Raw genomic sequence first — 24503 nt, 5'->3', positions numbered from 1 at the left:
AATCTGGACTCAGGTCGGCGCACGGCCGGTCCCGATACGGAGGAGAACTCGGATGCCTTACCCCACTGATCGTCCCGCGACCTGGTTCGTGACCGGCGCGTCCCGCGGCCTCGGACTCGAACTCGTGGCGCAGCTCCTGGCGAGCGGCGCGAATGTCACCGCCACCACCCGCTCGACCGAGCGCCTCATCGAGTCGCTCGGCGACGCCGACACGACGCGGCTTCTCGCTTTGGAGGTCGACCTGACCGACCAGGGCGGCGTGTCGGGCGCGATCGCCCAGACCGTCGAGCGCTTCGGCGGTCTCGACGTGGTCGTGAACAACGCCGGCTACGGCCACCTGGCCGCCGTCGAGGAGGTCTCGGACGCCGAGGCCCGTGCGATGTTCGACGTCCAGATCTTCGGCGTCTGGAACGTGCTGCGCGCGGTGCTGCCGATCTTCCGCGAAGCGCGCAGCGGCCACATCATCAACATCTCCTCCATCGTCGGCCTGCTCCCGTTCCCGGGCTGGGGCCTGTACGCCGCGGGCAAGTTCGCCCTCGAGGGACTCACCGAATCGCTCGCCGGCGAGGTGGCGGACTTCGGCATCAAGGTGAACCTCATCGAGCCCGGCTACATGCGCACGGACTTCCTTCGCCCGGTCTCCCTGGGCCTGTCCTCGACGACGAACAACGCATACCCCGCGGTCCACGAGATGGTGCAGCAGCACCTGGAGATGCCCGGCACGCAGCTCGGCGACCCGGCGAAGGCCGCGACCGCCATCATCACGGTCGCCACGTCGGGCAACGCGCCGCTGCACCAGTTGCTCGGCTCCGACTCGCTCGGCCTCGCCGAGACGCGTGTGCAGGCGCTCACAGCGGACATCGAGGCGTCGCGCGAGCTCGGCGTCACGACCGACATCCCGGAGGCGGCCGCCTGAGCCGAGCCTTCGCGCCTTCGGATGCCCTGCCCTCGGGCGGGGCGTCCGCATGTCCGCCCGCGGACGGCGAGGCAAGACGCCGCGCCACCCGCGGGGAGAAGTCCGATCACGAGGGCCGGATCGGCTCGGATCCTCCTCGTTCCCCGGCGTCACGAGCCAACAACCGCCTGCCAACTCCCGGCGAACGGGACGGGCGCGGCGCCGGTCGCATTGAGCCGTGCCAGCACCTGCCGACGACGGATCACTCACACGTTGAACCGGAACTCCACCACGTCCCCGTCGGCCATCACGTACTCCTTGCCCTCCATGCGGACCCGGCCCGCGGAGCGGGCCGCCTGCATGGAGCCGGCGGCGATGAGGTCGTCGAAGGAGACGACCTCGGCCTTGATGAAGCCGCGCTGGAAGTCGGTGTGGATCGCGCCGGCCGCCTCGGGGGCCGTGGCGCCCTTGCGGATGGTCCAGGCGCGGGCCTCCTTGGGGCCCGCGGTGAGGAAGGTCTGCAGGCCCAGCGTGGCGAACCCGACGCGGGCCAGCTGCGCCAGTCCGGATTCGGTCTGGCCCATCGACTCCAGCAGCTCGGCCGCCTCCTCCTCGTCGAGCTCGGCCAGCTCCGCCTCGATCTTGGCGTCGAGGAAGATCGCCTCGGAGGGGGCCACCAGCTCCGAGAGCTTGGCGCGCAGGGCCGAGTCGGCCAGCTCGCCGCTGTCGAGGTTGAACACGTAGATGAACGGCTTCACCGTGAGCAGGTTCAGCTCGCGCAGCAGCGACACGTCGATTCCGGCCGGCGCGGCGCCCACCGACAGGCTCACGCCCTCGTCGAGCACCCGGCGGGCCTCCTGGGCGGCGGCGAGCACCTCCTGGGCGGTCTTGTCCTTGGCGTTGCGCTTGGCGTCCTTCTCCAGCCGCGGCAGCGCCTTGTCCAGAGTCTGCAGGTCGGCCAGGATCAGCTCGGTGTTGATGGTCTCGATGTCGCGCGACGGCTGGATGTCGCCTTCGACATGGGTCACGTCGGGATCATCGAAGACGCGGATGACCTGGCAGATCGCGTCGCTTTCGCGGATGTTGGCCAGGAACTGGTTGCCCAGCCCCTCGCCCTCGGAGGCGCCGCGCACGATTCCGGCGATGTCCACGAAGTCGACGGTCGCCGGGATCACCTTGGCCGAGGAGAACATCTCGGCCAAGGTGCCGAGCCGGGAGTCGGGCACCCCCACGACGCCGACGTTGGGCTCGATGGTGGCGAACGGGTAGTTCGCCGCCAGAGCTTCGTTCTTGGTCAGTGCGTTGAACAGCGTGGACTTGCCGACGTTGGGCAGACCGACGATTCCGATAGACAGACTCACGGGGGTCGAGTCTAGGCGCTCGCGGAGAGCGGACTCGCCTGCCGGAACGGAGACGGACTTTTCAGCGGCACCTACGCCATCTTTGGATGAAACGCCCTGCGAGCTGGCCGGATTCGGAGTAGGTTCATGTGGGACCGGTCACGTATGCGCGCTTGCGCGCCACCAGGGCGCAGGACCCGGGAGGGGGCCTGCGACCGGCCGCTGGGGGGCGGCCGGCGCCGTCCGCGCCGGGGCGCAGCAGCCGAGGGGACCGCATGCGGGCCGGAGGAGCGCCGAGGCACAGGAGTGGGGGGACCGTCCGTGGTACACGGTCAGATGCGCGCCTTCGTCCACCGCTACCCGGCGGTGCGCTACGCCACGCGCCAGATCCGGATCCGGCTGCCGCAGCGCCTGGGCGGCCTGGACCGCGCGCACGTGCCCCCGTGGGTGCGCAGGTTCGATCTCGCGCTGCCCCGCCGCGCCGGCTGGGGCCCCGCCGTCCCCGCATCGCTGCGGGTCACCGCCCCCGGGGACTACTTGGTGCCGCTGCGGCTGCAGCACAGCGGCCTGGCCGGCTACGAGCCCGAGACGCTGGCCTGCTTCCTGGCCGCGCTGGAATACGCCCGGCCCGGCGCGGTGCTGGACGTCGGCGCCAACGTCGGACTCTACGCCGCTCTCGCCGCGGCCCGCAGCCGCAGACGCGTCTACGCCTTCGAGCCCGCGCCCCGCATCGCCGACACCGCCCAGGCCATCGCCCGCGAAAACGGGCTCGGCGTCGAGGTCGTGCGGCTGGCGCTGAGCAACCACAGCGGCACGGGCGCCCTGCGGCTCTCCCCCGTCGCCGACACCGCGAACGCGCTGGCCGCCGACGCCCGCCCGCTGCTGGGCCGGGTCCCCGTCGCGGTCGAGACCCTCTCCCATTGGCGCGAGCGCGCCGGGGCGGCGCCGGCCGTCGTCAAGATCGACACAGTCGGCACCGAACCCGACGTCATCGCCGGCGCCCTGGAGGTGCTGCGGCGCTTCCGCCCCTGGGTCTTCTGCGAGGTGCGTCCCGACCACGGGGTCGAGGAGCGGCTGATGGCGCTGCTGGAGCCGTTCGGCTATTGCTGGTACCACCTCTGCGGCGACCCGCCCTACCCGCTGCGCGCGGTGATCGCGGGCCGCGCGCCCGACCCCGCGCAGCGCATGTGGCTGTTCGCGCCCGAGCCGGTGCCCGAGCGCGTCTGGGACACCGCCCGCGCCTGGTACGGCTCCCTGCCCGGACCCGGCTGAGGCGCTCGGACTCCCGGTTCACGGGGCGGCCCTCAGGTGATCCGCACGGCCGCCGACAGCCGGATGTCGGCCGCGGAGCGGCCACCAGCACGTCGTAGTCCCCGGGGACCGTGCGCCAGCCGCCGGCCGCGCCGTCCCACACCTGGGCCGCCCGGATCCCGACCTCGACCACCGCCTCCGCGGACTCCCCCGCGTCCGCGGCGAGGGCGGCGAACCCGGCCAGCCACGCCCGCGGGCGCTCGGGGACCCCGGCCGCCTGCTCACGCGGTGCCAGGTACACCTGGACGACCTCGCGCCCGCGGCGGGCGCCGGTGTTGCGCAGCCCCACGGTGACGGTGGCGCCGCCGTCCCCGCGCACCGCGGCGTCGGCGCGGTCGTAGGACCACGACGTGTAGCCCAGCCCGTGGCCGAACCAGAACGCCGGCTCCTTCGCGGCGCGCTGCCAGGCGCGGTAACCCACCAAGACGCCTTCGGAGTACTCCAGCACCCCGCCGTCGGGCTCCACGCCGAGCACGGGGACGTCGGCCTCCTCGGCGGGCCAGGTCGTCGGCAGCCGCCCGCCGGGCTCCTCGGCGCCGAGGAGGACGTCGGCCAGGGCCGCGCCCAGCTCCTGGCCGCCGAACCAGGTGAGCAGCAGCGCGGCGACCTCGCCGCGCCAGGGCATGGCCACCGGGGAGCCGGCGCTGACGACCGCGACCGTGCGCGGGTTGGCGGCGGCGACCCGCGAGACCAGTTCGTCCTGGCGCCCCGGCAGGCTGAGCGATGCGCGGTCGAACCCCTCGGACTCGACCTCCTCGGTGGTGGCCGCCACGACGACGGCCACGTCGGCCCCGGCGGCCGTGCGCACCGCCTCCTCGATGAGCTCGTCGTCGCCGGCGCGCGGTTCGGCGTGGGTCAGCGCGAAGCCGATGAAGGCGAAGTCGCCGACAACCCCGGGCACGGTGGCGGTCAGGGAGACCTCGACGGGCTCGCCGGCGATCAGCTCGAACTCGGCGGTGGCCTCCGGCGGGTCGAGGAACGCCCCGGCGGGGTCGCCGCCGCCGGCCTCGTTGGCGCCGTCGATGCCGACCCGGCCGTCCACGGTCAGCCGGAAGCCGCCGACACCCTTGGCGCCGAAGACGTGGGTTCCGGTGTTCTCGGGGGTGAAGGTGCCCGCGATCTCCACCGTGGACAGCGCCTCCGCGGCGACTCCGGCCGGCAGCTCGCCCACCCAGCGGGCGGTGCCGTCGGCCAGGGGCTCGGTGGCCAGCAGGGTGCCGTCTCCGGCACGGAAGGCGGCGGTGAGCGGGCCGGGCAGGGGCGGCGGGCCGGTGCGCGGATCGGCGCCGACGGCGTAGTCCAGCCGCACGCTCTCCGGCAGGGCGGCGCGCAGCCCCTCCAGCGGGCTCACGGTGTGCTCGGCGAAGACGGTCGCCGATCCGCCGCCGCTGGTGCGGGCGTGTTCGGCCGCCATGCCGATCACCGCGACGCTGCGCACGCCGGCCGGGTCGATCGGCAGCACCCCGCGGTCGTTGCGCAACAGGGTGAAGGAGCGTGCCGCCACCCGGCGGGCCACGGCGCGCCCGTCGAGGTGCGGCGGCAGCTCGGCGTCGGGGACCGCGGGCTCGGCCCCCTCCAGCGCGCCCACGCGGGCGGCCAGCCGCAGCACGCGGCGCGCCATAGCCTCCACCGCCGCTTCGGGCACCCGCCCGTCCCGGACGGCGGCCAGCAGGTCGTCGCCGTAGACGGTGGCCGGGCCGGGCATCGCCACGTCCATGCCGGCCAGCGCGCAGCCGACGGTGTCGCGGGCGGCCGTCCAGTCGGAGACGACGAAGCCGTCGAAGCCCCATTCTCCGCGAAGTACGTCGCGGATGAGCGGGTGCTCGGTCATGGTGGTGCCGTTGACGCTGTTGTAGGCCGCCATCACCCCCCACGGCCGCGCCCCCGCGACGATGGCCTCGAAAGGCGCGAGGTAGATCTCGCGCAGCGCGCGCTCGTCGGCGCGGACGTCGACGGTGAAGCGCTCGGTCTCGGAGTCGTTGGCGACGAAGTGCTTGACCGTGGTCGCCACGCCGCCGTCCTGGACGCCGCCGACGAAGGCCGTGCCGATGACGCCGGTCAGCCAGGGGTCCTCGGAGTAGCACTCGAAGTGGCGCCCGCCCCGCGGCGTGCGGTGGATGTTGACGGTCGGGGCGAGCAGGACGTGCACCCCTTTGCGCCGGGCCTCCTGGGCGAGCAGCCGGCCGGCGGTGCGCACCAGTCCGGGGTCCCACGTGGCGGCCAGGGCGGTGGGGCTGGGCAGCTGGATCGAGGGGTCCTCGGGTGTCCAGGACTCCCCGCGGACACCCACAGGGCCGTCCGACATCACCAGGCGGTCCAGGCCGATACCGGGGTTGGCGGCGATGGCCCACATGCCGGCGCCGGAGAGCAGGCGGATCCGGCCGGGGAGGTCGAGCCGGGCGAGCGCGGCCTCCACCCGGCGCTCGCGGCGGGCCTCGGAGGCCTGATCGGCGGGTTGTGCTGGGGTCATGTCGCTCCTGGGGTCGCGTTGACCCGCCGTTGACCCGGCGGGGATCGGTGTCGGGACGTCGTCGCAGGTGGGAACGCCGCCCCGCGCGGCCCGCACCCGGAGGGGTCGCGGGACGGCGCGCCGCGAGCACCGCGTTCCCGGCTCGCTCGGTTGCTTACCCGCGCGTGGCGGAAGGTGCGCCGGGTGCGCGGGTTGAGACCATGGGCGGCTATGGACGGCCTTGACGTAATCCTGGTGCTACTGGTGGGTCTGGCGATCGGTGTCGCGCTGGGGTGGATGCTGGCGCGCGGCCGGGTCGCCGAGGCCCGTGCGCACGCCCGCTCCGCCGACGAACGCGCCGCCTACATCGAGGAGCGCCTGGGCGAGCGGTTCCGGTCGCTTTCGGCCGAGGCGCTGGACGCGACCAACCGGCGCTTCATGGAGATGGCGGAAGGGCGGCTGCGCGCCGTCGGCGCCGAGGCGGGCAAGGACATGGAGCAGCGCCGCGCGGCCGTCGAGCAGCTCGTGGAGCCGCTGAAGGACACGCTCACGCGCGTGGAGAACCAGCTGCGCGAGGTCGACGCCGGCCGCAGGACCGCCCACGCCGAGCTCGCCCAGCAGGTCGACCAGGTGCGGCAGGGCTCGGAACGGCTGCGCGACCAGACCCAGGCGCTGGTGAGCGCGCTGCGGCGGCCCGAGGCGCGCGGCCGGTGGGGCGAGCTCCAGCTGCGCCGGGTGGCCGAGCTGGCGGGCATGAGTTCCTACTGCGACTTCGAGGAGCAGGCCGGCGCGAGCACCGACAGCGGCCGGTTGCGGCCGGACATGGTGGTGCGGCTGGCGGGCGGGAAGAACATCGTCGTGGACTCCAAGGTGTCGCTGGCCGCCTACCTGGAGGCGGTCGAGACCGATGACGGCGACACGCGCGCCGAGCGCCTGCGCGCGCACAGCAAGCACCTGCGCGCACACGTCGACCAGCTCTCGGCCAAGTCCTACTGGTCGGCGTTCACCCCGGCGCCGGAGTTCGTCGTGCTGTTCGTGCCGGGCGAGGCGTTCCTGGCGCCGGCGCTGGAGCACGACCCGCAGCTGCTGGAGTACGCGATGGGCCGCCGGGTGCACATCGCGACGCCGACGACGCTGATCTCGCTGCTGCGCACCGCGCAGTACGCCTGGCAGCAGGAGGCCCTCAGCGAGAACGCGCGCGCCGTCTTCGACCTGGGCAAGCAGCTGCACGCCCGGCTGTCGACACTGGGCGGGCATGTGGAGGGTCTGGGCAAGGCGCTGTCGCGGACGGTGGCCGCCTACAACCAGACGGTCGGGTCGCTGGAGAGCCGCGTGCTGGTGACCGCGCGCAGGTTCGAGGAACTGGGGCTGGTCGACGGCGACCTGGGGCGCCCCGGCGGCGTCGAGGACCAGGCGCGGCCGCTGGCGGCGGCCGAGCTGACGGGCGAGGACGCCGAGCGGGGCGCTGAGGGCGAGGACGGAACCGGCGCCGCGGATCCCCGGGTCTCCATCTACGGTCGGGCCTTCGGCGCCGCCGGCGAGGACGACGGCTCGGCCGCCGCCTCCGACGGCGCCGGCGAGCACCGGCACGGGGACACGGTCCGGACGGAGGAGCCCGAAATCTCGCATCGAGTGACATACTGATCACCGTGGGTCATACGAAGGAGCGTGCCGGAATGGTGACGCGCAAGCCGGAGCGCGTGGACGACGCGCCGCCTTCGCCACAGCGGCGGCCGCAGGGCGCCGTGCCCCGCACCGATCCCCCGCCGCCCGCGGGCGGAGCCGCGGTCGGCGGCGTGCGCCTCACCGGGCGCGGGGGCGTTCTGCTGATCTGCGCCTTCAGCCTGGTCTCGACGCTCATCGGCGACGTGGCCGGGGCGCCGGGCGTCAGCGGAGCGGGGTTCGCCGGGGCGTGCGTGGTGGCGGCGCTGCTCGTGCGCCCCACCGACCTGCTGTCGCTGACCGTGAGCCCGCCGCTGGCCTACTTCCTCGCCGCGCTCGGCGCCGAGGCGGCGCTGACGCTGGGCGAGACCGGGTTCGCGCGGGCGGTGGCCATCGGCATGGCCACCCGCCTGGCCGACGCCGCACCGTCGCTGTTCCTGGGAACGGCCCTGGTCCTGGTGATCACCGTCTTTCGCGGCCTGCCCGGCAACATCCGCGCCTTCAGCGACGAACTCAACGGGCGCCGCCCCCGCACCCCGCCCGGCGCGTAGGCGGCCCTCCGCCGCGCCGGAGCCCTGCCTGCGCACGGCCGCGGTGCTGCCGAGGGGCCACCGCCTGACGGTTGCGGATCAGAAGGGGGCCTCCTCGTCGGAGCCGCCGTTGTCGCTGCGCTCCTCCATCGCCACGGCGAGCTTGGCGCGGGCGCCCTCGAGCCACTGCTCGCAGGTGGCGGCGAGGCGCTCGCCGCGCTCCCACAGCGCCAGCGACTCCTTCAGCGTCAGCCCGCCCGCCTCAAGCCTGCGGACGACGGAGTCGAGTTCGTCGCGTGCCTCCTCGTAGCTCATCTCGGGCTCGGCGCCCTCGGCAGCCGCGCCGTTGCCGGGAGCCTCCCCGGTCTCCTGCGCACCGCCGTTCTTCGCGCTGCCGTTGCCTGTGCTGTTCTTGGCGGCCACTGCGCTGCCCTCCTGCTCGTCGCCGGTGGTCCGGTGGTCGGTGGCGGTCGTGGTCGGTCGCGGCGCTGGGCGCGCCGGACGGCTCACCCGCCGGTGTCGGGGTCGGCGTCGCCGGGATCGGCGCCGTCGACGGTCACGGTGATGCTGTCCTCGGCCAAGCGCACCCGCAGCGGGTCGCCGCGCTCGACGTCGCCGGCCGAGCGCACCACGGCCCCGTCGGGCCGCTGCACGATGGCGTAGCCGCGCGCCAGGGTGGTTGCGGGCGAGAGCGCGTGCAGCCGGGCGCGGGTGTGGGCGAGGTCGTCGCCGGCGCGGTCCAGGACCGCTCTCATGCACCGCCGGGCGCGGTCGCGCAGCCCGGTGACCTGCTCGGTGAGCCGGTCCATTTCGCGCAGCGGACTGGCCAGCACCGGCCGCGAGCGCATGCCGGCCAGCCAGGAGCGTTCGCGCTCGATGCCGCCGGTCAGCACCCGCCTGCCGCGGTCGCGCAGCTGCCGGATGAGCTGGAGCTGCTCGCCGACGTCGGGAACGGTCTTCTTGGCGGCGTCGGTGGGTGTGGAGGCGCGGACGTCGGCGACCAGGTCGAGCAGCGGGCTGTCCTGCTCGTGGCCGATGGCGCTGACAACGGGGGTGCGCGTGGCGGAGACGGCGCGCACGAGGGCTTCGTCGGAGAAGGGCAGCAGGTCCTCCAGCGACCCGCCGCCGCGCGCGATGATGATGACGTCGACCTCGGGGTGGGCGTCGAGCTCCTTGAGGGCGTTGAGGACCTCGCCGACCGCGCGGTCGCCCTGGACGGCGACCTCGCGCACCTCGAAGCGCACAGCGGGCCACCTGCGGCGGCCGTTCTCCAGCACGTCGCGCTCGGCGGCCGACTGGCGCCCGCAGATCAGCCCGACTGTGCCGGGCAGGAACGGCAGGGGGCGCTTGCGGTTGTCGGCGAACAGGCCCTCGGCGGCGAGGGTGGCCCGCAGCCGCTCCAGCCGCGCCAGCAGCTCGCCCAGGCCGATGTGCCGGATCTCCAGTGCGAGCAGCGAGAACGTGCCGCGCGCGACGTAGAAGTCGGGCTTGGCGTGCACCACGAGTCGGGCGCCGGCCTCGGGCACCGGGGCGACCGCCTCCAGTACCCGCACGGGGCAGACCACACGCGCCGACACGTTGGCCACGGGGTCGCGCAGGGTCATGAACACGGTGCCGCCACGCCTGCTCATCTCGGCGACCTGGCCCTCGACCCAGATCTTGCCCAGCCGCCCGATCCACCCGCCGACCGCCTGCATCACGACGCGGACGGGCTGCGGGGACTCGGCCGAGCTCTCCATACCCATGGCTGCGAGCCTAGATCAGGCCGCCGACAGAACCGTTCCCGCACGCCGCGGAGGCCGCCTCGGCCCGGAACACCGGCGGTCCGCCGGCCTGCGCGGACTCCGTCCGCGCAGGCCGTCTGCGCACGGGGGCGTCCGCCCGCCTGCGCCCGCCTGCGTAAGGGGCCTGCTCCCGCCGCCCGACGACGCCGGCGCGGCCGGCGGCGGAGGATGCACGCACAGACGCATCCCACCCAGGAGGCAGAGCATGGGCGACGCACGAACGGTGGCGGCGCACGGCACCGGACGCGACCTCACCGCGCTGACCGGCGCCGCGTTCGCCGCGGCGACCCTGGCGGCCATCACCGTCCCGGGAATGCTGGGCGCCGGACCGCCGCGGCCGACCGAGCCGGGCGCCGTCACCCAGCGGTTCGTCCTCGACAACGCCGGCGTGCTGAAGCTGCAGAGCGCCGCGAACGTGGCCTCGGCCGTGCTGCTGGTGCTGTTCGCGATGTCCCTGGCGGCGCTGGTCCGCCGGTGGGAGGAGCGGCCCAGCGGCGCCGCCGACGCCGCCGTGGCCGGCGGTGTGCTCGCGGCCGCGTTCTGGACCGTCTCATCGCTGATCATGAGCGGCTTGGCGGACGAGCTGGTGGACTCCAGCCCCGCGCTCGTCGGCGCGCTGCGGCAGCTGAACTTCCTTACCGGCGGCAGCGGGCACGTGGTGTGGCTCGCCGTCCTGCTCGGCCCGGCATGCCTGTCGGCCCACCGCAGGGGCGTCCTTCCGCGCTGGCTGACCGCGGCGGGCATGGTGTCGGCCGCGCTGTCGCTGCTGTCGGTGCTGTCCTTGGCCTGGGACGTGTTCTTCCTGTTCATCCCGCTCGGCCGGTTCTCCGCGGTTCTGGTGGTCGCGGCGCTGAGCATCCTGATGGCCGCGGGCCGGACCGGAGGGCGATCGACCGGCGGTTCTGTGACGGCGTCGGTCCTCGGCGGCGTCGGCGTCGCCGTCCTGGCCTTCGCGGTGATGGTCCTGCTCTAGCCCGCTAGCCGACCGATCGACGGCGCGAGCCCGCGCGGATGCGCCGGCCGCTTGTGCCGGAGCCTCACGCCCCGTCCCACACCTGCGCTATCCGCTCGGCGACCTCCGGGGCCTGGCGGCGGCCGGCCAGGGCCGATGGGGCGCGGGCGGCGGGGTCGAGGACGTTGGGTCCGATGGCCGCGACGGCGTCGGCGCCGGGGGCGACCAGGGCGGTGCGCGCCCCCGAGGCCTCCAGGGCGGCGAGGTCGTCGGCGGGACCGGGGAGCGGCCCTCCGCCGCGGGGGATCGGGGCGAGCACCACGACGCGGTCGCTGCCGGCGGCCAGGTCGGCGTTGCACAGGGAGTGGACGCCGCCGTCGATGTAGGGGCGGCCGCCGATCAGCGCGGGCGGCCACACGCCCGGCACCGCGCAACTCGCCGTGACCGCGTCGAGCAGTGCCACTCCCGACGCGCGGTCGAACACCGCGCGCTCGCCCGTACGCGCGTCGACCGCGGTGATCCGCAGGTCGGTGCCGGGCCACTCGGCGGCGGGCAGGCGGGAGGCGATGACGCGCCGCCGCTCGGTCAGCGAACTCCCCGAGCGTGCGTGGGCCATCCGGCCGATGCGGGCGCGCGCCCGGCGCGGGTCGCGCTCGCGCACGAACGCCCACGCCCAGCGGGCGAGGACGCCGGCGTGCACGCGCGCCGCGCGCTCCGCCTCGGGCGGGCGGAGCTGGCGCTCGTAGAGGTCCTCGATCGGCGCGCCCGAGGAGATCTGCGCGCCGACCACCGATCCCGCGGAGGTTCCGATGACGGTGTCGGCGCCGCCGAGGTCGATCCCGGCCTCATGGAGTCCGGCGAGGACTCCCAGTTCCCAGGCGATTCCGGTGATGCCTCCGCCGCCCAATACCAGTGCGCGACCCACTCAGCCCCCTTCCGCAATCCGATGCCGCCACTCTCTCAGCCGTTGCGCGGTGCCGCCATGCCCGGGGCGCCGGACCCCCGGGCCGGCGCGGCTTTCCGGCCGCGCGCATGGCCGAGTGCGGCCAGCCCGGGAGGGTTTGCACCTCCGGCCCTGCGGGTGCGCGGGCGCGACGCCGACCGGCACGCCGCCGATACGCGTTGCCCGTGCCGCACGGGCTTTCCGGCCTTGCGCGGGCTTGTCTAGTGTGCTTGCTGTAGCCGCCTCAGTCTTGGAGCCGCTGTGCACGAGCAGATCGCCGCCCTGGCCGCCTCGGCCGCCACCGCCGTGGTGCAGGCCATGACCGCCGACGGCTGGGCCGCGCTGCGCGACCGGCTGGCCGGGCTGCTGGGCCGGGGCGCGAACGGCGGACCGGAGCGGGCGGCCGAGGAGCTGGAGCGCTCCCGCGTCGACATCGCGGCGGCGTCCGATACCGACAGGCCTGCGGTGCGCGCCGGGGCGGAGGCGCTGTGGCGCGAGCGGCTGCGCAGACGCATGGAGGAGGAGCCGGCTTTGGCCGCGGAGCTCCAGCAGGTGCTCGCCGGGGCCGCCGGCGGCCGCTACGGCGCGGGCGGCGGTCCGCTGCGGGACGCCCTCCCCGTCGACGGGGCCGGCGCGCGGGTGGAGGACCTCCGGGGCTGATCACGGCTGCCGGACGGGCAGCCGCACCGCTCTCCCCCGGCGGCCTGAACTCCCACCGCCTCGGTGCCGGGTCCGGACCGGTCGGCGGGCAGCCGGAGAGCAGGGGCCGCGAGCGGTCCCGGTCGGCCGAGCATGCGGTTGTGGGCGCGAGGCGCTGGGAGTGCGCCGCGCCGGGCCGCGCCGCCGCCTTCCGCGGCGCGTGGCGCCTGCCCTACTGGCCCTCGCTCTGCAGTTTGGCGATGCGGTTGTCGTACATCTTGACGAACTCCGGGCGCTCCCCGTGGGCGACCTCGTAGGCGCGCAGTTCGCGGACCTGCTCGATGGTGAGCTTGCGCAGGCGGGCCCGGATCGACGGCAGGGAGAGGTCGTCGTAGCCGGGCACCGGAAGCTCCTCGGCCGAGGGGGCGGCCTGCCGGCGGACGTCCTCCAGGACGGAGTCGTCGGACTCCTGGGTGGTGGCCTCGGCGGCGGCGAGCTCGTCGGCGACGGCGGCCCGCTCCTCGGGGGTGACCAGGTGGGAGCGGTCGCCGGCGTCGTCGTCCTCGACCGCCTTGACGCTGTCCTCGGCGGCGGGCGCGTCGCTCGCCTGCTCGGCGGGGGCCGTGTCGGCCTTGTCGGCGGCCGGTGCGGACGCCGGCTCCTCGGCGGGGGCCTTCTCCTCGGCCGGCGCGGCCGTCTTGGTGGCGTTGGCCGTGGCGGTGGTGCTCTCGGTCGCACCCGCCTGGGTCCTCTGCTCTGCGGTCGCGGACCGCGCACTGGAGTCGGCGGCCTCTTCCTTCTGTCCGAAGATGCCCTTGACCATGGACATCAGCTTGCTGGCGATGGACGGATTCGACATGAGACTGGGGGCTCCTGATGCTCTCGTCAAAGGGCGGGGCTGCGGCCGCCCCGCGGGCTCGACTCGGACGGTACACGTAGCAGACTTCTCGTCTATCCCGTCCCGCGTGTTATGACGCCGCCGCGGCGGACTCGGGTTTCACAGGTCCATCAAGAATAGAGGAGCAAGCGTCGCCGGAAGTGCGCCGAATGTGAATGGTTTCGCCTCGTCGCGACGGAAACGAGCGCTGACCGTTATCCCGGGGTCACCTGCCGCCGCCGTGTCCGCACCCGCCGACCCCGGCCGCGCCGGCGGCCTCCCACCTGCGCAGACGGCAACGGGGCAGGCCGCGAGCCCCGCCGGTCCGCCGCACCGGGTCCGGCACCGCCCCGCCCCGGACCCGCCACGGTGAGCGGCCCTTAGGATGGGGGCATGACTGCGACGAACCGCCGCCGTGTCCTGCTCGCCAAGCCCCGCGGCTACTGCGCCGGCGTGGACCGCGCCGTCGTCACGGTCGAAAAGGCCCTGGAGCAGTACGGCGCGCCCGTTTACGTGCGCAAGCAGATCGTGCACAACACCCATGTGGTCAGCACGCTGGAGAAGCGCGGCGCCGTCTTCGTCGAGGAGACCTCCGAGGTCCCCGAGGGCGCAATCGTGGTGTTCTCCGCCCACGGGGTCGCGCCGAAGGTGCACGAGGAGGCCGAGCGGCGGCAGCTGAAGACCATCGACGCCACCTGCCCGCTGGTGACCAAGGTGCACAAGGAGGCCAAGCGCTTCGCCTCCGAGGACCGCGACATCATCCTCATCGGCCACACGGGCCACGAGGAGGTCGAGGGCACCAGCGGCGAGGCGCCCGAGCACATTCAGATCGTCGACGGCCCCGACGAGGTCGACAAGGTCGAGGTGCGCAACCCCGACAACGTCTCGTGGCTGTCGCAGACCACGCTCTCGGTGGACGAGACCAACGCCACCGTCGAGGCACTGCGCTCGCGGTTCCCCAACCTGCTCGACCCGCCCAGCGACGACATCTGCTACGCCACCTCCAACCGGCAGGACGCCGTGAAGGAGATGGCCGCCGAGTGCGATCTGGTGATCGTGGTGGGGTCGGACAACTCCTCCAACTCGGTGCGGCTGGTCGAGGTCGCGCTGGAGGCCGGGGCCACCGGCGCCCACCTCATCGACAACGCCTCCCTGATGGAGGAGTCGTGGCTGGAGGGCGTCGAGACCGTGGGCGTCACCAGCGGCGCCTCAGTACCCGACCTGCTCGTCCAGGAACTGCTGGACCGGTTGGCGCGCTCGGGCTACGAGGACGTCCACGAGGTCGAGACCGCGCAGGAGAGCCTCACGTTCTCGCTTCCCAAGGAACTGCGCCGCGACCTGCGCGCGGAGGCCGCGGGTTAGGCTTCGTCGCCCGATGCGCTCGCGGAACCGCCGGCGAGGGGGCGTCGCGTCGGCGGCATCGCGCCTCACCTGCCGAGCCGGTGAGAACGGCGGGGGCGCCGCTTTCCAGGGACCCACCGGGCACCCCCTGGGGCGGCCACCATCGGGGCTGCGGCAATGGGTGCGCCTCGCGTAGCGCGGCCCGCCCGCCCGTCAGCCCGCCACCGCCCCATCGGAGACGCTTCGCGTCACGTGCCCGCCCGTCAGCCCGCCACCACCCCAACGGAGACGCTTCGCGTCACTTGTTTCCTTGCCGCCGAGCGCACGCGGTACCTGTCGGATAGAGCCGCACCACCGGTGGCGGGACTCCGGCGCAAAGGTGCACCGTGCGCTCGGCGGCAAGCCGGCGCAGAACAAGTACGTGGCGCGCAGCGCCTCCGTTAGGGGCGGTGGCGGGTGACGGGCACGATGGGCTCGTGGTGCGCAGCGCCTCCGTTAGGGGCGGCGGCGGGTGACGGGCACGATGAACTCGCGGCGCGTCAGCGCCTCCGTTAGGGGCGGCGGCGGGTGACGGGTGGGATTCGCGCAGCACAGCCCCATTGCCGCAACCTCTGTGGTGACCGGTCCCTAAACAAGACGTAGCCGCGGCGGCAGCCGGTGACCGGGCGCGGGTTCGCCGGGTGCCGGCGGGGCGGGGTCAGCGCTCCTGCGGGAACTGCTCGGCGGCCGCCTCCTGCGTGTTCTGCTGGATGCCCTGCGCCGATTCCTGGGCGGTGTCCTGGAGGCCGCCGGCCTGGTCGCCTACCCCGGTCGCGGTCTCCTGCGCCTGCTGGAGGCCCTCGGAGGTCTCGGAGGCCGCGTCCCCGGCCGCACCTCCCGCCTGCTCGGCCGCCGCGCCCGCATCTGCGGCGGCGCCCTCGGCCGCTCCGGTGAACTCTCCGGCCGCCCCGGTGACGGCACCGCCGGCGTCCTGCGCGGCGGTGGCGGCGCCCTCGGCCGCCGATTCCGCGGCGCCCTGGAACATGCCCTTGATGCGGTCGATGATCTCCTCAAGCATCTGCTGCCGACTCCCTGTGCTGTGTACGACCTTTATCGAATGGCTGGGAACACCGGCATACCCCGCCCGATCTCAAGAGCGCCTAAACGGCGGCGGAAACCGCGGAGAATACGGCGGGAGTATCGGCGGATGCGCCGGTTCGGCTGCCCGGTCCCCGTTTCCCGATTTCTCCAAGAATCGACAGCGACCGCATCATACCAGTTCAGAGCGGGTGGATTCGGTGAATGCCCGATGCGCGGGATCGGACGGCCGCCGCGTCCGGCGCCGGATCCGCGGCACGTCGCGCAACCCCGCGATCGTATTCCGGCTTGGCTGGAACGGCGATTCGGCTGTGCACGCCTGCCCGCGGATTCCGCGGCCTGCGATCGGCCGCCCCGCGGCTGTGCCCGGGAGGGCGATCGCGGCTCAGCCCGCCCGCTCCCGCCTCTCCCGCGGCTCCAGCCGCGACAGCAGGGAGGTGATGTCATCGGCCAGGCGCCGGGCGTCGGCGTCGCTGCGGCGCACCACCTCGGTGACCGCGACCAGCATCGCCCCGCTGACGACCATGAGCAGGGCCTCGTCCACCGGCTCGTCGGCCTTGCGGAACAGCGCCACGTTGCGGTCGGTCCACTCGCGCAGCCGCTCGCGCAACTGCGACTCGAACCCGGGCGGGCCGTCTCCGGAGAAGAACAGCAGGGTGGTGTCGCGCTCCTCGATCGAGCCGTCCAGGTAGGCGCGCGCCGCGATGTACATCAGCCGCGTCGGGTCGGTCTCGCCCTGCGCGCGGGCGCGGGAGACCGCCTGGTGGGTGCGCTCCTGCTGGCGCTGCTGGTACTCCTCGTACAGCGCCATGTACAGGTCGGCCTTGCCGGTGAAGTGGTGGTAGAGGCTGCCGACGCTGGCTCCGGCGTACTCGACGACCTCGCTGACCCCCGCCCGGGCGAAGCCCACCGTCCGGAACACGTGCGCGGCGGCGCTGAGCAGGGCGCTGCGCGTGGCCGCTCCGCGGTGGGAGATCCGGACGGGTTTCTGCGCTTTGTCCACAGTCAACGTCGGCCTACCGTCCTTTCCGTGGCGGCGTGCCGTCGGCCCGCCTAGGTCGACATTACGTCAGGTGATTACGCTTGTCCCAAAACGACCGACCGCGTCCCGGTGGCGCGCAGCCGTCTTGGAAGGGTCGACCCATGAGCATTCCCACCGCACCGCCGGAGTCCTCGGATGCGCCCGACCGGAACCTGGCGCTGGAACTGGTCCGGGTCACCGAGTCCGCCGCTTTGGCCGCGGCCCGCTGGGTCGGCCGGGGCGACAAGAACGGCGCCGACGGCGTCGCGGTGCGGGGAATGCGGCACATGATCAGCACGGTGTCGATGCACGGCACCGTGGTGATCGGGGAGGGCGAGAAGGACAACGCCCCCATGCTCTACAACGGCGAGTCCGTCGGCGACGGGGCCGGGCCCGACTGCGACGTCGCCGTCGACCCCATCGACGGCACCCGGCTCACCGCGATGGGCATGCCCAACGCCATCTCGGTGCTGGCGGTGGCGCCCCGCCATTCGATGTTCGACCCCTCCGCCGTCTTCTACATGGAGAAGCTCGCCGCCGGACCCGAGGCGGCGGCCGCCGTCGACATCACCGCCCCCATCGCCGAGAACGTGCGGGCCGTGGCGCGCGCCAAGGGGGCCACGCCCCAGGACGTCACGGTGGTGATCCTCGACCGCCCGCGCCATGAGCACATCGTGCGCGAGGTGCGGGAGGCCGGCGCGCGGATCAAGTTCATCACCGACGGCGACGTGGCCGGCGCCATCATGGCGGCGCGCCCGGGCACCGGGGTCGACCTGCTGCTGGGGATCGGCGGCACGCCCGAGGGGATCATCGCGGCCTGCGCCATGAAGTGCCTGGGCGGGGTCATCCAAGGCCGGTTGTGGCCAAGCGACGACGACGAGCGCCGCAAGGCGCGCGATGCCGGGCACGATCCGGACCGGGTGCTCACCACCGACGATCTGGTCTCCTCCGAGGACGTGTTCTTCGCGGCCACCGGCATCACCGACGGCGAGCTCGTGGGCGGGGTGCGCTACGAACCCGGTGGCGCGATCACGGACTCGCTGGTCATGCGGGGCCGCACCGGCACCGTCCGGCAGGTGCGCAGCGAGCACCGGCTGACCAAGCTCGCCGCGTTCAGCGGCGTCGACTTCTCCTCGGCCGCGGGCCCCGAATGAGCCGGTGACCTCACGAATCGGCGGCAATCGGCCGATTGCGCATTGGTACCTTCGTAGCCGGACAAGTACGTTGCTGCGGAGGTTCGATGTCCTACCCTGATCCCCCCAATCAGCCGTCATGGGGAGCCCCGGGCCCGCCCGGCGGCGGCCCGCCCCCACCGCCCCCGGCCGGGGCGGGTTACATGCCGGCGCCGGGTGCGCCGCGGCGTTCGGGCCGCATGTGGATGGTCCCCGTGGCAGCGGGACTGGGTGTGGTGCTGATGGCCGGCACCGTGTGGGCGGCGAACACCGTGGCCCAGAACGTCTTCGTGGGATCCCAGCCCGAGTCGGTGCTGCCCGCCTCCTCGATCGTCTTCGCCGAACTGGACCTGCAGCCCGACGGCGGCCAGCTGGCCGCTTACGCCCAGTTCGTCGACCGGCTCCCCGAGTCCATGCGCAGCGAGATCGATCCCGAGGCCGACCCGGCGAAGGAGATCGTGGAATCGCTCCTCGAAAGCTCCGGCGTCGAGGGCATGACCTACGAAGAGGACTTCGAACCCTGGCTGGGCCGCAACTTCGGCGTCGCGATGTGGCAGCCCGACAACGAGGATGCCGCCGTCGACGACTCGGGGGCCGCCGTGGCGCTCGCCATCGAGGCCGAGGACGAGGACGCCGCCCGGCAGGCCCTGGCGGACCTGCAGAGCCAGTCGGAAGACCCGGGCGAGACGGTCTTCGACGTGCGCGACGACTTCGCCATCCTCACCCCCAACTCCGCGGCCCTGAGCGACCTTGAAGCCCAGGTCGACTCCAGCGGGACCATGGAGGACAACGACACCTACGTCCAGGACATGGAGTCGCTCGGCAGCGGCAACCTCGCCTCGGCCTGGATGGACCTGGGCCGGATGGTCTCCCTCGCCGCCCAGAGCGCCGAGTCCGACCCCTACGGCGGTGGCCTCGACCAGTACGGCGGAATCCAGCAGCCGGACCCGCTGGCCGCACTGGAGCAGTACGAGGACGTCACGGGCCGCCTGGCGATGGGCCTGCGGATCGAGCCGGAGTTCGTCGAGCTGCGGGGCGACACCTTCGACGTGAGCGTCGACGGCGTCTCCACCGCCGACTACGAGCTGCCCGAGCCCGGCCTCCACCTGATGGGCGACCTGCCCGACGACACCGTCTTCGGGTTCAGCGGCGCCGGCATCGCCGACATGGTCGGGCAGGCCTACGAGGACAACCCCGATCAGTTCGCCGACCTCGACGGGCTGATGGCCGACCTCGGCCTGACCATGCCCGACGGGCTCACCAGCCTGCTGGGCGAGCGCACCGCCCTGGGCGTCACCGATCTCGGCGGCTCCCTCGACCAGTTCTTCGGCGGGTCGACCAGCGCCCCGTCCCTGCAGTACCGCGCCGACGGCGCCGATTCCGCCGCCGTGGAGGACGCCATCGCGCGGATGTACGCGGGCTCCTACACCTCGCCCCCCGGTGTGAGCACCGAGGGTTCGGTGACCGTGGCGACCTCGGGCACGACCGGTACCGGGCGGCTCGGCGACGACCCCGTCTTCAACCAGACGATGGCCGGCACCGCGGACGCCCACATGGGGATGTACCTGGACCTGCGGCCGTTCGCCGAGAGCGCCGAGGAGGAGGCGCCCGAGCAGTGGGGCGCCGTCGGGGCGACGATCACCTTCGACGCCGAGCGGGTGTCCATGATCGCCCGGTGGGCGCCCAACGGCGGGTAGCCGAGGCTCGGCTCCGCTTCGCGCCGCAACCCCCGCCGGTCATCCGAGCCGGGGGTTGCGGCGCGTCTGGGCCCGGTCCCGCGGTCGCCCGCCGCCGGTGGCGGACCGGGCGGGAGCGCCCGGCCGCGCGCGGGCGGCCCCGCGCGGGGCCGGCGCAGCGCTTCGGCCGTGCGGGTCTGCGGCCAGCCGCACTCAGTCGATCAGCTTCCGGCGCATCTGGAACACCGCCAGGCACCACACGACCGCGACGAAGGCGATAAGTGCGGCGAAGTGGCCGGCGGCGGTGCCGGGGTCGAGGCCGAACGCGGTGCCGCGCACCAGCTCCACGCAGTGGTAGAGCGGATTGATCTTCGCGACGACCTGCGCCCAGGCGGGCAGCGTGTCGATCGGGAAGAACGTTCCGGCGATGAGGAACAGCGGAGTGATGACCCCGGAGATGATGTAGTCCATCGTCTTGATCGAGGGCACCGCCGCCGACATCCAGATACCGGTGAGCGCGAACCCGAACCCGGTGGTGAACGCGATGACCGGCACCAGCAGCATCGCCCAGGACGCCGGCAGCCCGAACCCGATCGCCACCACCAGCGGCGCGCACCCGTAGACGCCGGCCTTGCAGGCGATCCAGCTCGCCTCGCCGGTGACGAGTTCGCGCACGTCCACGGGCGCGGCCAGCATGCCGTCGTAGGTGTGCTGGAAGACCCGGCGCACGTAGGTGTCGATGAGCCCCGGGAACATCGAGGTGAACAGCACCGAGGTGGCCACGATCCCGGTGCCCAGGAAGTGGATGTATTCGTAGCCGCCGATCGCGCCCACCAGCGAGCCCAGTCCGACACCGAAGGCGAGCAGCATGATGACCGGCTCGACCACCGACGCGAATGTGGTGGGTTTCCAGCTGCGCCGGTACAGCGCCCACTCGCGGGCCAGGACGCCGGCGATCGGTGCGAGTTCGAACCTGCCCGGCGGCGCCTTCGCGGCGGGGCCCGGCGCCGCGGCCGGGCGCTCCGCCGATCGGGTGTCGGCACTCATTCCACACGCTCCCCGGTCAAGGTGACGAACACGTCTTCGAGGTTGCCCGCGCGGGCGCTGCCGGCTCCCAGCGAGTCGCGCAGGGAGTCGGGGATCTCGCCGGCGTGCAGCACCGACAGCGTGGCCCCGGTGCGGCGGGTGGTCAGCCCGGCCGCGGCGATGCGCTCCTCGATCTCCGCGGCGGCGGGCCCGGGCGGGATCGGGAACTCCTCGACGGTCGAGCCCGCGTAGCGGGCGATGAGGTCGGCCGGGACGCCGCGCGCCACGATCCTGCCCTTGGCCATGAGGGCCACGACGTCGGCCAGGCGCTCGGCCTCCTCGATGTAGTGGGTGGACATGAGCACCGTGACGCCCTCGGCGCGCAGCGCGGTGATCAGCCCCCACAGCTCCTGGCGCACCTGGGGGTCCAGGCCGACGGTGGGTTCGTCGAGCAGCACCAGGCGCGGGCGGTGCACCAGGCCGCGCACGATCAGCAGCCGGCGGCGCATACCGCCGGAGAGCTTGTCGGCGCGGAGGTCGGCGCGGTCCTCGAGATGGGCCAGGCGCAGCGCGCGGTCGACGGCCTCGGCGCGGCGGGCCCGCGGCACCCGGTACAGGTGCGTGAAGACCGCCAGGTTCTCGCGGACCGTCAGCTCTTCGTCGAGGTTGTCGTGCTGGGGGACGACGCCCATCTCGGCGCGGGCGCGCTTGGAGGCCCGCGGGACGGGGTGGCCCAGCACGGTGATCTCGCCGGAGTCGGCGCGGCTCTGCGCGGTGAGCATCTTCATCGTGGTGGACTTGCCGGCGCCGTTGGGGCCGAGCAGTCCGAAAACGGTGCCGGCGGGGACCTCCAGGTTCAGCCCGTCGACGGCGGTGAAGGCGCCGAAGCGCTTGACGACCTCGCGGAGCGCGATCGCGGAAGCGCCGGGATCGGCGCCGGCGCGCGGTCGCGCGGCGGCCGCCCCGGCGGGGTCGGCCGGCACCGAGAGGTCCAGTGACCCCTCCGGACCGTCGGGGTCGGACGGTTCGGCCGGGCCGGGCGGATGGCGGTGTCCCGATAACGACATGTCTCAACCGTAGGAGCGGGCTAAGACGATTATCCACTTCTTTTCGCTCCTGCGGACGCGGGCTCCTCCCAGGCCGCCGACCGGCCCGGACGCCCTGCGCATCCCCGGTCGGCCGCCCGCCGGCGCGCACACCGGCGCGGGGTGCCTCCCGCTCGCGCGCACCGGCGTGGCGCTACCGTGGAGAGGGTGAACGACGGCCTGTCCCCCGCCCGCATCCGCGCCTCCCACACCGATCGGGAGCGGGTCGTGGATGCGCTGCGCGCCGCCGTCGAGGACGGCCGGCTGGACATCGCCGAGTTCGAGGAGCGCGCCGACCGGGTCTACCGCGCGCGGACGCTGGGCGAGCTGCCCGGTGCGGTGGCCGACCTGCTGCCGCCCGACCGCCAGCCGATCCGGATGGACCAGGCCCCGCCGACCGCGCTGTTCTCCGCGCGGCGGCGCGCCGGGCGCTGGGTGGTGCGCCCCAACGAGGCCGCGCTGGCCGTCGGCGCCACCTTGGAACTGGACCTCTGCGATGCCCTGCTGATGCGCGACCACGTGCGGCTGACCGCCGTCAGCGTCTTCGGGCGCATCGAGATCACCGTGCCCGAAGGGGTCGAGATCCGGATGCGCGGCCGGTCCCTCCTCGCGCTGCGCAGGTCGGCGGTGCGGCCCCCGCGCCGCGGCGACCCGCCGGTCCTGGAGATCGCCGGGTTCTCGCTGCTGGGTGCGGTCCGGGTCCGTACGCCCCGCCGCCGCGGCCTGCTGGGCCGCCGGCGCGGCCCGCTCGCCCAGCTGCGGCAGCGCCGCGGAGGCGCTTAGGCCGTGTTTAAGAACAGCGGGGGCGCTGGTTTTTCCAGGAACCCACCGGGTGCCACCTGGGGCGGTGACCATCGGGGTTGCGGCAATGGGTGCGCCTCGCGCAGCGCGATCCGCCCGCCCGTCAGCCCGCCGCCACCCCATCGGAGACGCTTCGCGTCACCTGCTTGCTTGCCGCCGAGCGCACGCAGTTCTTCCCAGGTGGAGCCGCACCACCGGTGGCGGGCCTCCGGCGCAAAAGTGCGCCGTGCGCTCGGCGGCAAGCCGGCTCTGAATAGATGCGTGGCGCGAAGCGCCTCCGTTGGGGCGGTGGCGGGTGACGGGCGGGCGCTTCGCGCAACCAGCCCCATTGCCGCAGCCGCTGTGGTGTCCGGCTTCTTAAACAGGACGTAGGCGCAGGCTGCGCGGGGTTGCCGCCCGGATCCGACCGGGAGTCTGGCACTCTTGGGTGCAGGTTTCTGTGGAGGTGTCTTTCAACGATGAGCGAATTCCGCATCGAGCACGACTCGATGGGTGAGGTCAAGGTCCCCGCCGAGGCCAAGTGGCGCGCCCAGACGCAGCGCGCCGTGGAGAACTTCCCGATCTCCGGCCAGGGCCTGGAGCACGCCAACGTTTCGGCCCTCGGCCACATCAAGGCCGCGGCGGCCAAGGTCAACGCGGAGCTCGGGGTGATCCCCGACGAGTTCGGCAAGGCGATCCGCGAGGCCGCGCTGGAGGTCGCCGAGGGCCGGTGGAACGGCGAGTTCCCCATCGACGTGTTCCAGACGGGCTCGGGCACGTCGAGCAACATGAACACCAACGAGGTGGTCGCGACGCTGGCGAGCGAGCGCCTGGGCGCCGCAGTCCACCCCAACGACCACGTCAACGCCTCGCAGTCGTCCAACGACGTCTACCCGTCCTCGATCCACATCGCCGCCGTCTCGGCCGTCGTCAACGACCTGATCCCCGCGCTGCGGCACCTGGAGGGCGCGCTCGGCGCGAAGGCGGAGCAGTTCGCGACCGTCGTCAAGAGCGGGCGCACCCACCTGATGGATGCGACCCCGGTGACCCTGGGCCAGGAGTTCGCGGGGTACGCGGCGCAGGTGCGCCACGGGGTGGAGCGCCTGGAGGCGGTGCTGCCGCGCGTCGCCGAGCTGCCCCTGGGCGGGACCGCTGTGGGCACCGGCATCAACACGCCGGAGGGCTTCGCCGCCAAGGTGATCGCCGAGATCGCCTCGGCCACCGGCCTGCCGCTGACCGAGGCGCGCGACCACTTCGAGGCCCAGGGCGCCCGCGACGGCCTGGTGGAGCTGTCGGGCCAGCTGCGCACCATCGCCGTGGGCTACGTCAAGATCGCCAACGACATCCGCTGGATGGGTTCGGGGCCGCGCACGGGGCTCACCGAGATCATGCTGCCCGACCTGCAGCCCGGTTCCTCGATCATGCCGGGCAAGGTCAACCCGGTGCTGTGTGAGGCCATGCTCCAGGTGTCCTCGCAGGTCGTGGGCAACGACGCCGCTGTGGCCTTCGGCGGCTCGGCCGGCAACTTCGAGCTGAACGTGCAGCTGCCGATGATCGCGCGCAACGTGCTGGAGTCGATCCGGCTGCTGGCCAACGTCTCGCGGGTCTTCGCCGACCGCTGCGTCGCCGGGATCGAGGCCAACGAGGAGCGCTGCCGCGAGTACGCCGAGTCCTCCCCCTCGATCGTGACCCCGCTCAACCGCTACATCGGCTACGAGGAGGCGGCCAAGGTCGCCAAGCAGGCCCTGGCCGAGCGCAAGACCATCCGCGAGGTGGTGCTGGAGCGCGGCTACATCGACGACGGCAAGCTGACCGAGGCGCAGCTGGACGAGGCCCTCGACGTACTGGGGATGACCAACTCCCGCTAGGTACCGCCGCAGCCGTTCACCGGGCCGCGGCGCCCCGGGTCGCCGGGGCGCCGCGGCCTTCGTGTGCGCGTCGGA

At 73.6% G+C, this 24503-nt stretch carries 20 protein-coding genes and 1 pseudogene; 11 read left to right on the top strand and 10 right to left on the bottom strand.

Going from position 1 to position 24503, the window contains the following annotated elements:
* Positions 1-52 precede the first annotated feature (52 nt).
* Entirely contained in the window at positions 53-916 is an 864-nt protein-coding gene (locus FZ103_RS01070; protein WP_155998120.1) for an SDR family NAD(P)-dependent oxidoreductase, read from the top strand.
* A 245-nt stretch (positions 917-1161) separates the two neighbouring features.
* Here FZ103_RS01070 and ychF read toward each other — a convergent pair whose 3' ends face one another.
* Entirely contained in the window at positions 1162-2256 is a 1095-nt protein-coding gene (gene ychF, locus FZ103_RS01065; RefSeq protein ID WP_186355626.1) for a redox-regulated ATPase YchF, read from the bottom strand.
* A gap of 300 nt (positions 2257-2556) precedes the next feature.
* Here ychF and FZ103_RS01060 point away from each other — a divergent pair, with 300 nt between their 5' ends.
* Complete coding sequence (locus FZ103_RS01060; RefSeq protein WP_343233320.1) at positions 2557-3507, top strand: FkbM family methyltransferase; 951 nt, start codon at positions 2557-2559, stop codon at positions 3505-3507.
* Positions 3508-3646: 139 nt separating this feature from the next.
* On the opposite strand, the pseudogene FZ103_RS01055 reads toward FZ103_RS01060, so the two are convergent.
* Positions 3647-5851 (bottom strand): annotated as a pseudogene (locus FZ103_RS01055) (glycoside hydrolase family 3 C-terminal domain-containing protein); the annotation flags it as partial.
* Between the two features lie 375 nt (positions 5852-6226).
* Here FZ103_RS01055 and rmuC point away from each other — a divergent pair.
* On the top strand, positions 6227-7639 hold the full coding sequence (rmuC, locus tag FZ103_RS01050) for a DNA recombination protein RmuC (protein ID WP_155998119.1): 1413 nt from the start codon (positions 6227-6229) through the stop codon (positions 7637-7639).
* A gap of 32 nt (positions 7640-7671) precedes the next feature.
* Positions 7672-8208, top strand: a complete 537-nt coding sequence (locus FZ103_RS01045; protein WP_155998118.1) for a DUF6542 domain-containing protein — start codon at positions 7672-7674, stop codon at positions 8206-8208.
* A gap of 78 nt (positions 8209-8286) precedes the next feature.
* On the opposite strand, the gene FZ103_RS01040 is transcribed toward FZ103_RS01045, so the two are convergent.
* Positions 8287-8610 carry an exodeoxyribonuclease VII small subunit gene (locus FZ103_RS01040; RefSeq protein WP_394350064.1) on the bottom strand — a complete coding sequence of 108 codons (324 nt, stop codon included), beginning with the start codon at positions 8608-8610 and terminating at the stop codon, positions 8287-8289.
* Between the two features lie 83 nt (positions 8611-8693).
* Positions 8694-9932, bottom strand: coding sequence for an exodeoxyribonuclease VII large subunit (gene xseA / locus FZ103_RS01035; protein WP_155998117.1), 1239 nt, complete (start codon positions 9930-9932; stop codon positions 8694-8696).
* Between the two features lie 244 nt (positions 9933-10176).
* On the opposite strand from xseA, the gene FZ103_RS01030 reads away from it, so the two are divergent.
* Entirely contained in the window at positions 10177-10944 is a 768-nt protein-coding gene (locus tag FZ103_RS01030; protein ID WP_155998116.1) for a DUF4386 family protein, read from the top strand.
* 64 nt (positions 10945-11008) lie between these two features.
* Here FZ103_RS01030 and FZ103_RS01025 read toward each other — a convergent pair whose 3' ends face one another.
* Positions 11009-11848, bottom strand: coding sequence for a patatin-like phospholipase family protein (locus tag FZ103_RS01025; RefSeq protein WP_186355625.1), 840 nt, complete (start codon positions 11846-11848; stop codon positions 11009-11011).
* 279 nt (positions 11849-12127) lie between these two features.
* Here FZ103_RS01025 and FZ103_RS01020 point away from each other — a divergent pair, with 279 nt between their 5' ends.
* Positions 12128-12526, top strand: a complete 399-nt coding sequence (locus FZ103_RS01020) for a hypothetical protein (RefSeq protein WP_155998115.1) — start codon at positions 12128-12130, stop codon at positions 12524-12526.
* 211 nt (positions 12527-12737) lie between these two features.
* On the opposite strand, the gene FZ103_RS01015 is transcribed toward FZ103_RS01020, so the two are convergent.
* Positions 12738-13364, bottom strand: a complete 627-nt coding sequence (locus FZ103_RS01015) for a hypothetical protein (protein ID WP_155998114.1) — start codon at positions 13362-13364, stop codon at positions 12738-12740.
* 411 nt (positions 13365-13775) lie between these two features.
* On the opposite strand from FZ103_RS01015, the gene FZ103_RS01010 reads away from it, so the two are divergent.
* A complete protein-coding gene (locus tag FZ103_RS01010) occupies positions 13776-14744 on the top strand; it encodes a 4-hydroxy-3-methylbut-2-enyl diphosphate reductase (RefSeq protein ID WP_155998113.1) in 969 nt (322 codons plus the stop codon).
* 676 nt (positions 14745-15420) lie between these two features.
* Here the strand turns inward: FZ103_RS01010 and FZ103_RS01005 are convergent.
* Both FZ103_RS01005 and FZ103_RS01000 read right to left on the bottom strand, forming a co-directional pair.
* Complete coding sequence (locus FZ103_RS01005) at positions 15421-15780, bottom strand: hypothetical protein (RefSeq protein WP_155998112.1); 360 nt, start codon at positions 15778-15780, stop codon at positions 15421-15423.
* 405 nt (positions 15781-16185) lie between these two features.
* Complete coding sequence (locus FZ103_RS01000) at positions 16186-16803, bottom strand: TetR/AcrR family transcriptional regulator (protein ID WP_186355722.1); 618 nt, start codon at positions 16801-16803, stop codon at positions 16186-16188.
* Between the two features lie 140 nt (positions 16804-16943).
* On the opposite strand from FZ103_RS01000, the gene glpX reads away from it, so the two are divergent.
* Together glpX and FZ103_RS00990 are read left to right on the top strand one after the other, a co-directional pair.
* The gene (gene glpX, locus FZ103_RS00995; protein WP_155998110.1) at positions 16944-17975 is read left to right on the top strand and encodes a class II fructose-bisphosphatase; all 1032 of its coding nucleotides are present in this window, start codon (positions 16944-16946) and stop codon (positions 17973-17975) included.
* Between the two features lie 233 nt (positions 17976-18208).
* Positions 18209-19690: a DUF3352 domain-containing protein gene (locus tag FZ103_RS00990; protein ID WP_186355624.1), complete on the top strand. Its 1482-nt coding sequence runs from the start codon at positions 18209-18211 to the stop codon at positions 19688-19690.
* Between the two features lie 192 nt (positions 19691-19882).
* Here FZ103_RS00990 and FZ103_RS00985 read toward each other — a convergent pair whose 3' ends face one another.
* Positions 19883-20716 (bottom strand): ABC transporter permease, encoded by an 834-nt coding sequence (locus FZ103_RS00985; protein ID WP_155998108.1) that lies wholly within the window; start codon positions 20714-20716, stop codon positions 19883-19885.
* Positions 20713-21762 carry an ABC transporter ATP-binding protein gene (locus FZ103_RS00980; protein ID WP_155998107.1) on the bottom strand — a complete coding sequence of 350 codons (1050 nt, stop codon included), beginning with the start codon at positions 21760-21762 and terminating at the stop codon, positions 20713-20715. The genes FZ103_RS00985 and FZ103_RS00980 overlap by 4 nt, the downstream gene beginning before the upstream one ends.
* Before the next feature lie 186 nt (positions 21763-21948).
* Between FZ103_RS00980 and FZ103_RS00975 the strand changes: the two genes are divergently transcribed.
* Together FZ103_RS00975 and FZ103_RS00970 are read left to right on the top strand one after the other, a co-directional pair.
* Positions 21949-22563, top strand: coding sequence for a DUF1707 domain-containing protein (locus FZ103_RS00975; RefSeq protein WP_343233319.1), 615 nt, complete (start codon positions 21949-21951; stop codon positions 22561-22563).
* Between the two features lie 476 nt (positions 22564-23039).
* Positions 23040-24428: a class II fumarate hydratase gene (locus FZ103_RS00970; protein ID WP_155998106.1), complete on the top strand. Its 1389-nt coding sequence runs from the start codon at positions 23040-23042 to the stop codon at positions 24426-24428.
* Positions 24429-24503: the final 75 nt, after the last annotated feature.

Origin of the sequence: Streptomonospora sp. PA3 (assembly GCF_009728995.1) — a bacterium.
Taxonomy (GTDB): domain Bacteria; phylum Actinomycetota; class Actinomycetes; order Streptosporangiales; family Streptosporangiaceae; genus Streptomonospora.
The sequence above is the reverse complement of the archived record's forward strand: the minus strand, read 5'-3'. Positions and strand labels throughout refer to the sequence as shown.

Bases quoted from the DNA above. Each gene is read 5' to 3' on its own strand.
- FZ103_RS01045 (WP_155998118.1), top strand. From the start codon at position 7,672: ATGGTGACGCGCAAGCCGGAGCGCGTGGACGACGCGCCGCCTTCGCCA.
- FZ103_RS01015 (WP_155998114.1), bottom strand. From the start codon at position 13,364: ATGTCGAATCCGTCCATCGCCAGCAAGCTGATGTCCATGGTCAAGGGC.
- FZ103_RS01070 (WP_155998120.1), top strand. From the start codon at position 53: ATGCCTTACCCCACTGATCGTCCCGCGACCTGGTTCGTGACCGGCGCG.
- FZ103_RS01010 (WP_155998113.1), top strand. From the start codon at position 13,776: ATGACTGCGACGAACCGCCGCCGTGTCCTGCTCGCCAAGCCCCGCGGC.
- FZ103_RS01005 (WP_155998112.1), bottom strand. From the start codon at position 15,780: ATGCTTGAGGAGATCATCGACCGCATCAAGGGCATGTTCCAGGGCGCC.
- FZ103_RS00970 (WP_155998106.1), top strand. From the start codon at position 23,040: ATGAGCGAATTCCGCATCGAGCACGACTCGATGGGTGAGGTCAAGGTC.
- FZ103_RS00980 (WP_155998107.1), bottom strand. From the start codon at position 21,762: ATGTCGTTATCGGGACACCGCCATCCGCCCGGCCCGGCCGAACCGTCC.
- rmuC (WP_155998119.1), top strand. From the start codon at position 6,227: ATGGACGGCCTTGACGTAATCCTGGTGCTACTGGTGGGTCTGGCGATC.
- FZ103_RS01030 (WP_155998116.1), top strand. From the start codon at position 10,177: ATGGGCGACGCACGAACGGTGGCGGCGCACGGCACCGGACGCGACCTC.
- xseA (WP_155998117.1), bottom strand. From the start codon at position 9,932: ATGGGTATGGAGAGCTCGGCCGAGTCCCCGCAGCCCGTCCGCGTCGTG.
- glpX (WP_155998110.1), top strand. From the start codon at position 16,944: ATGAGCATTCCCACCGCACCGCCGGAGTCCTCGGATGCGCCCGACCGG.
- FZ103_RS00985 (WP_155998108.1), bottom strand. From the start codon at position 20,716: ATGAGTGCCGACACCCGATCGGCGGAGCGCCCGGCCGCGGCGCCGGGC.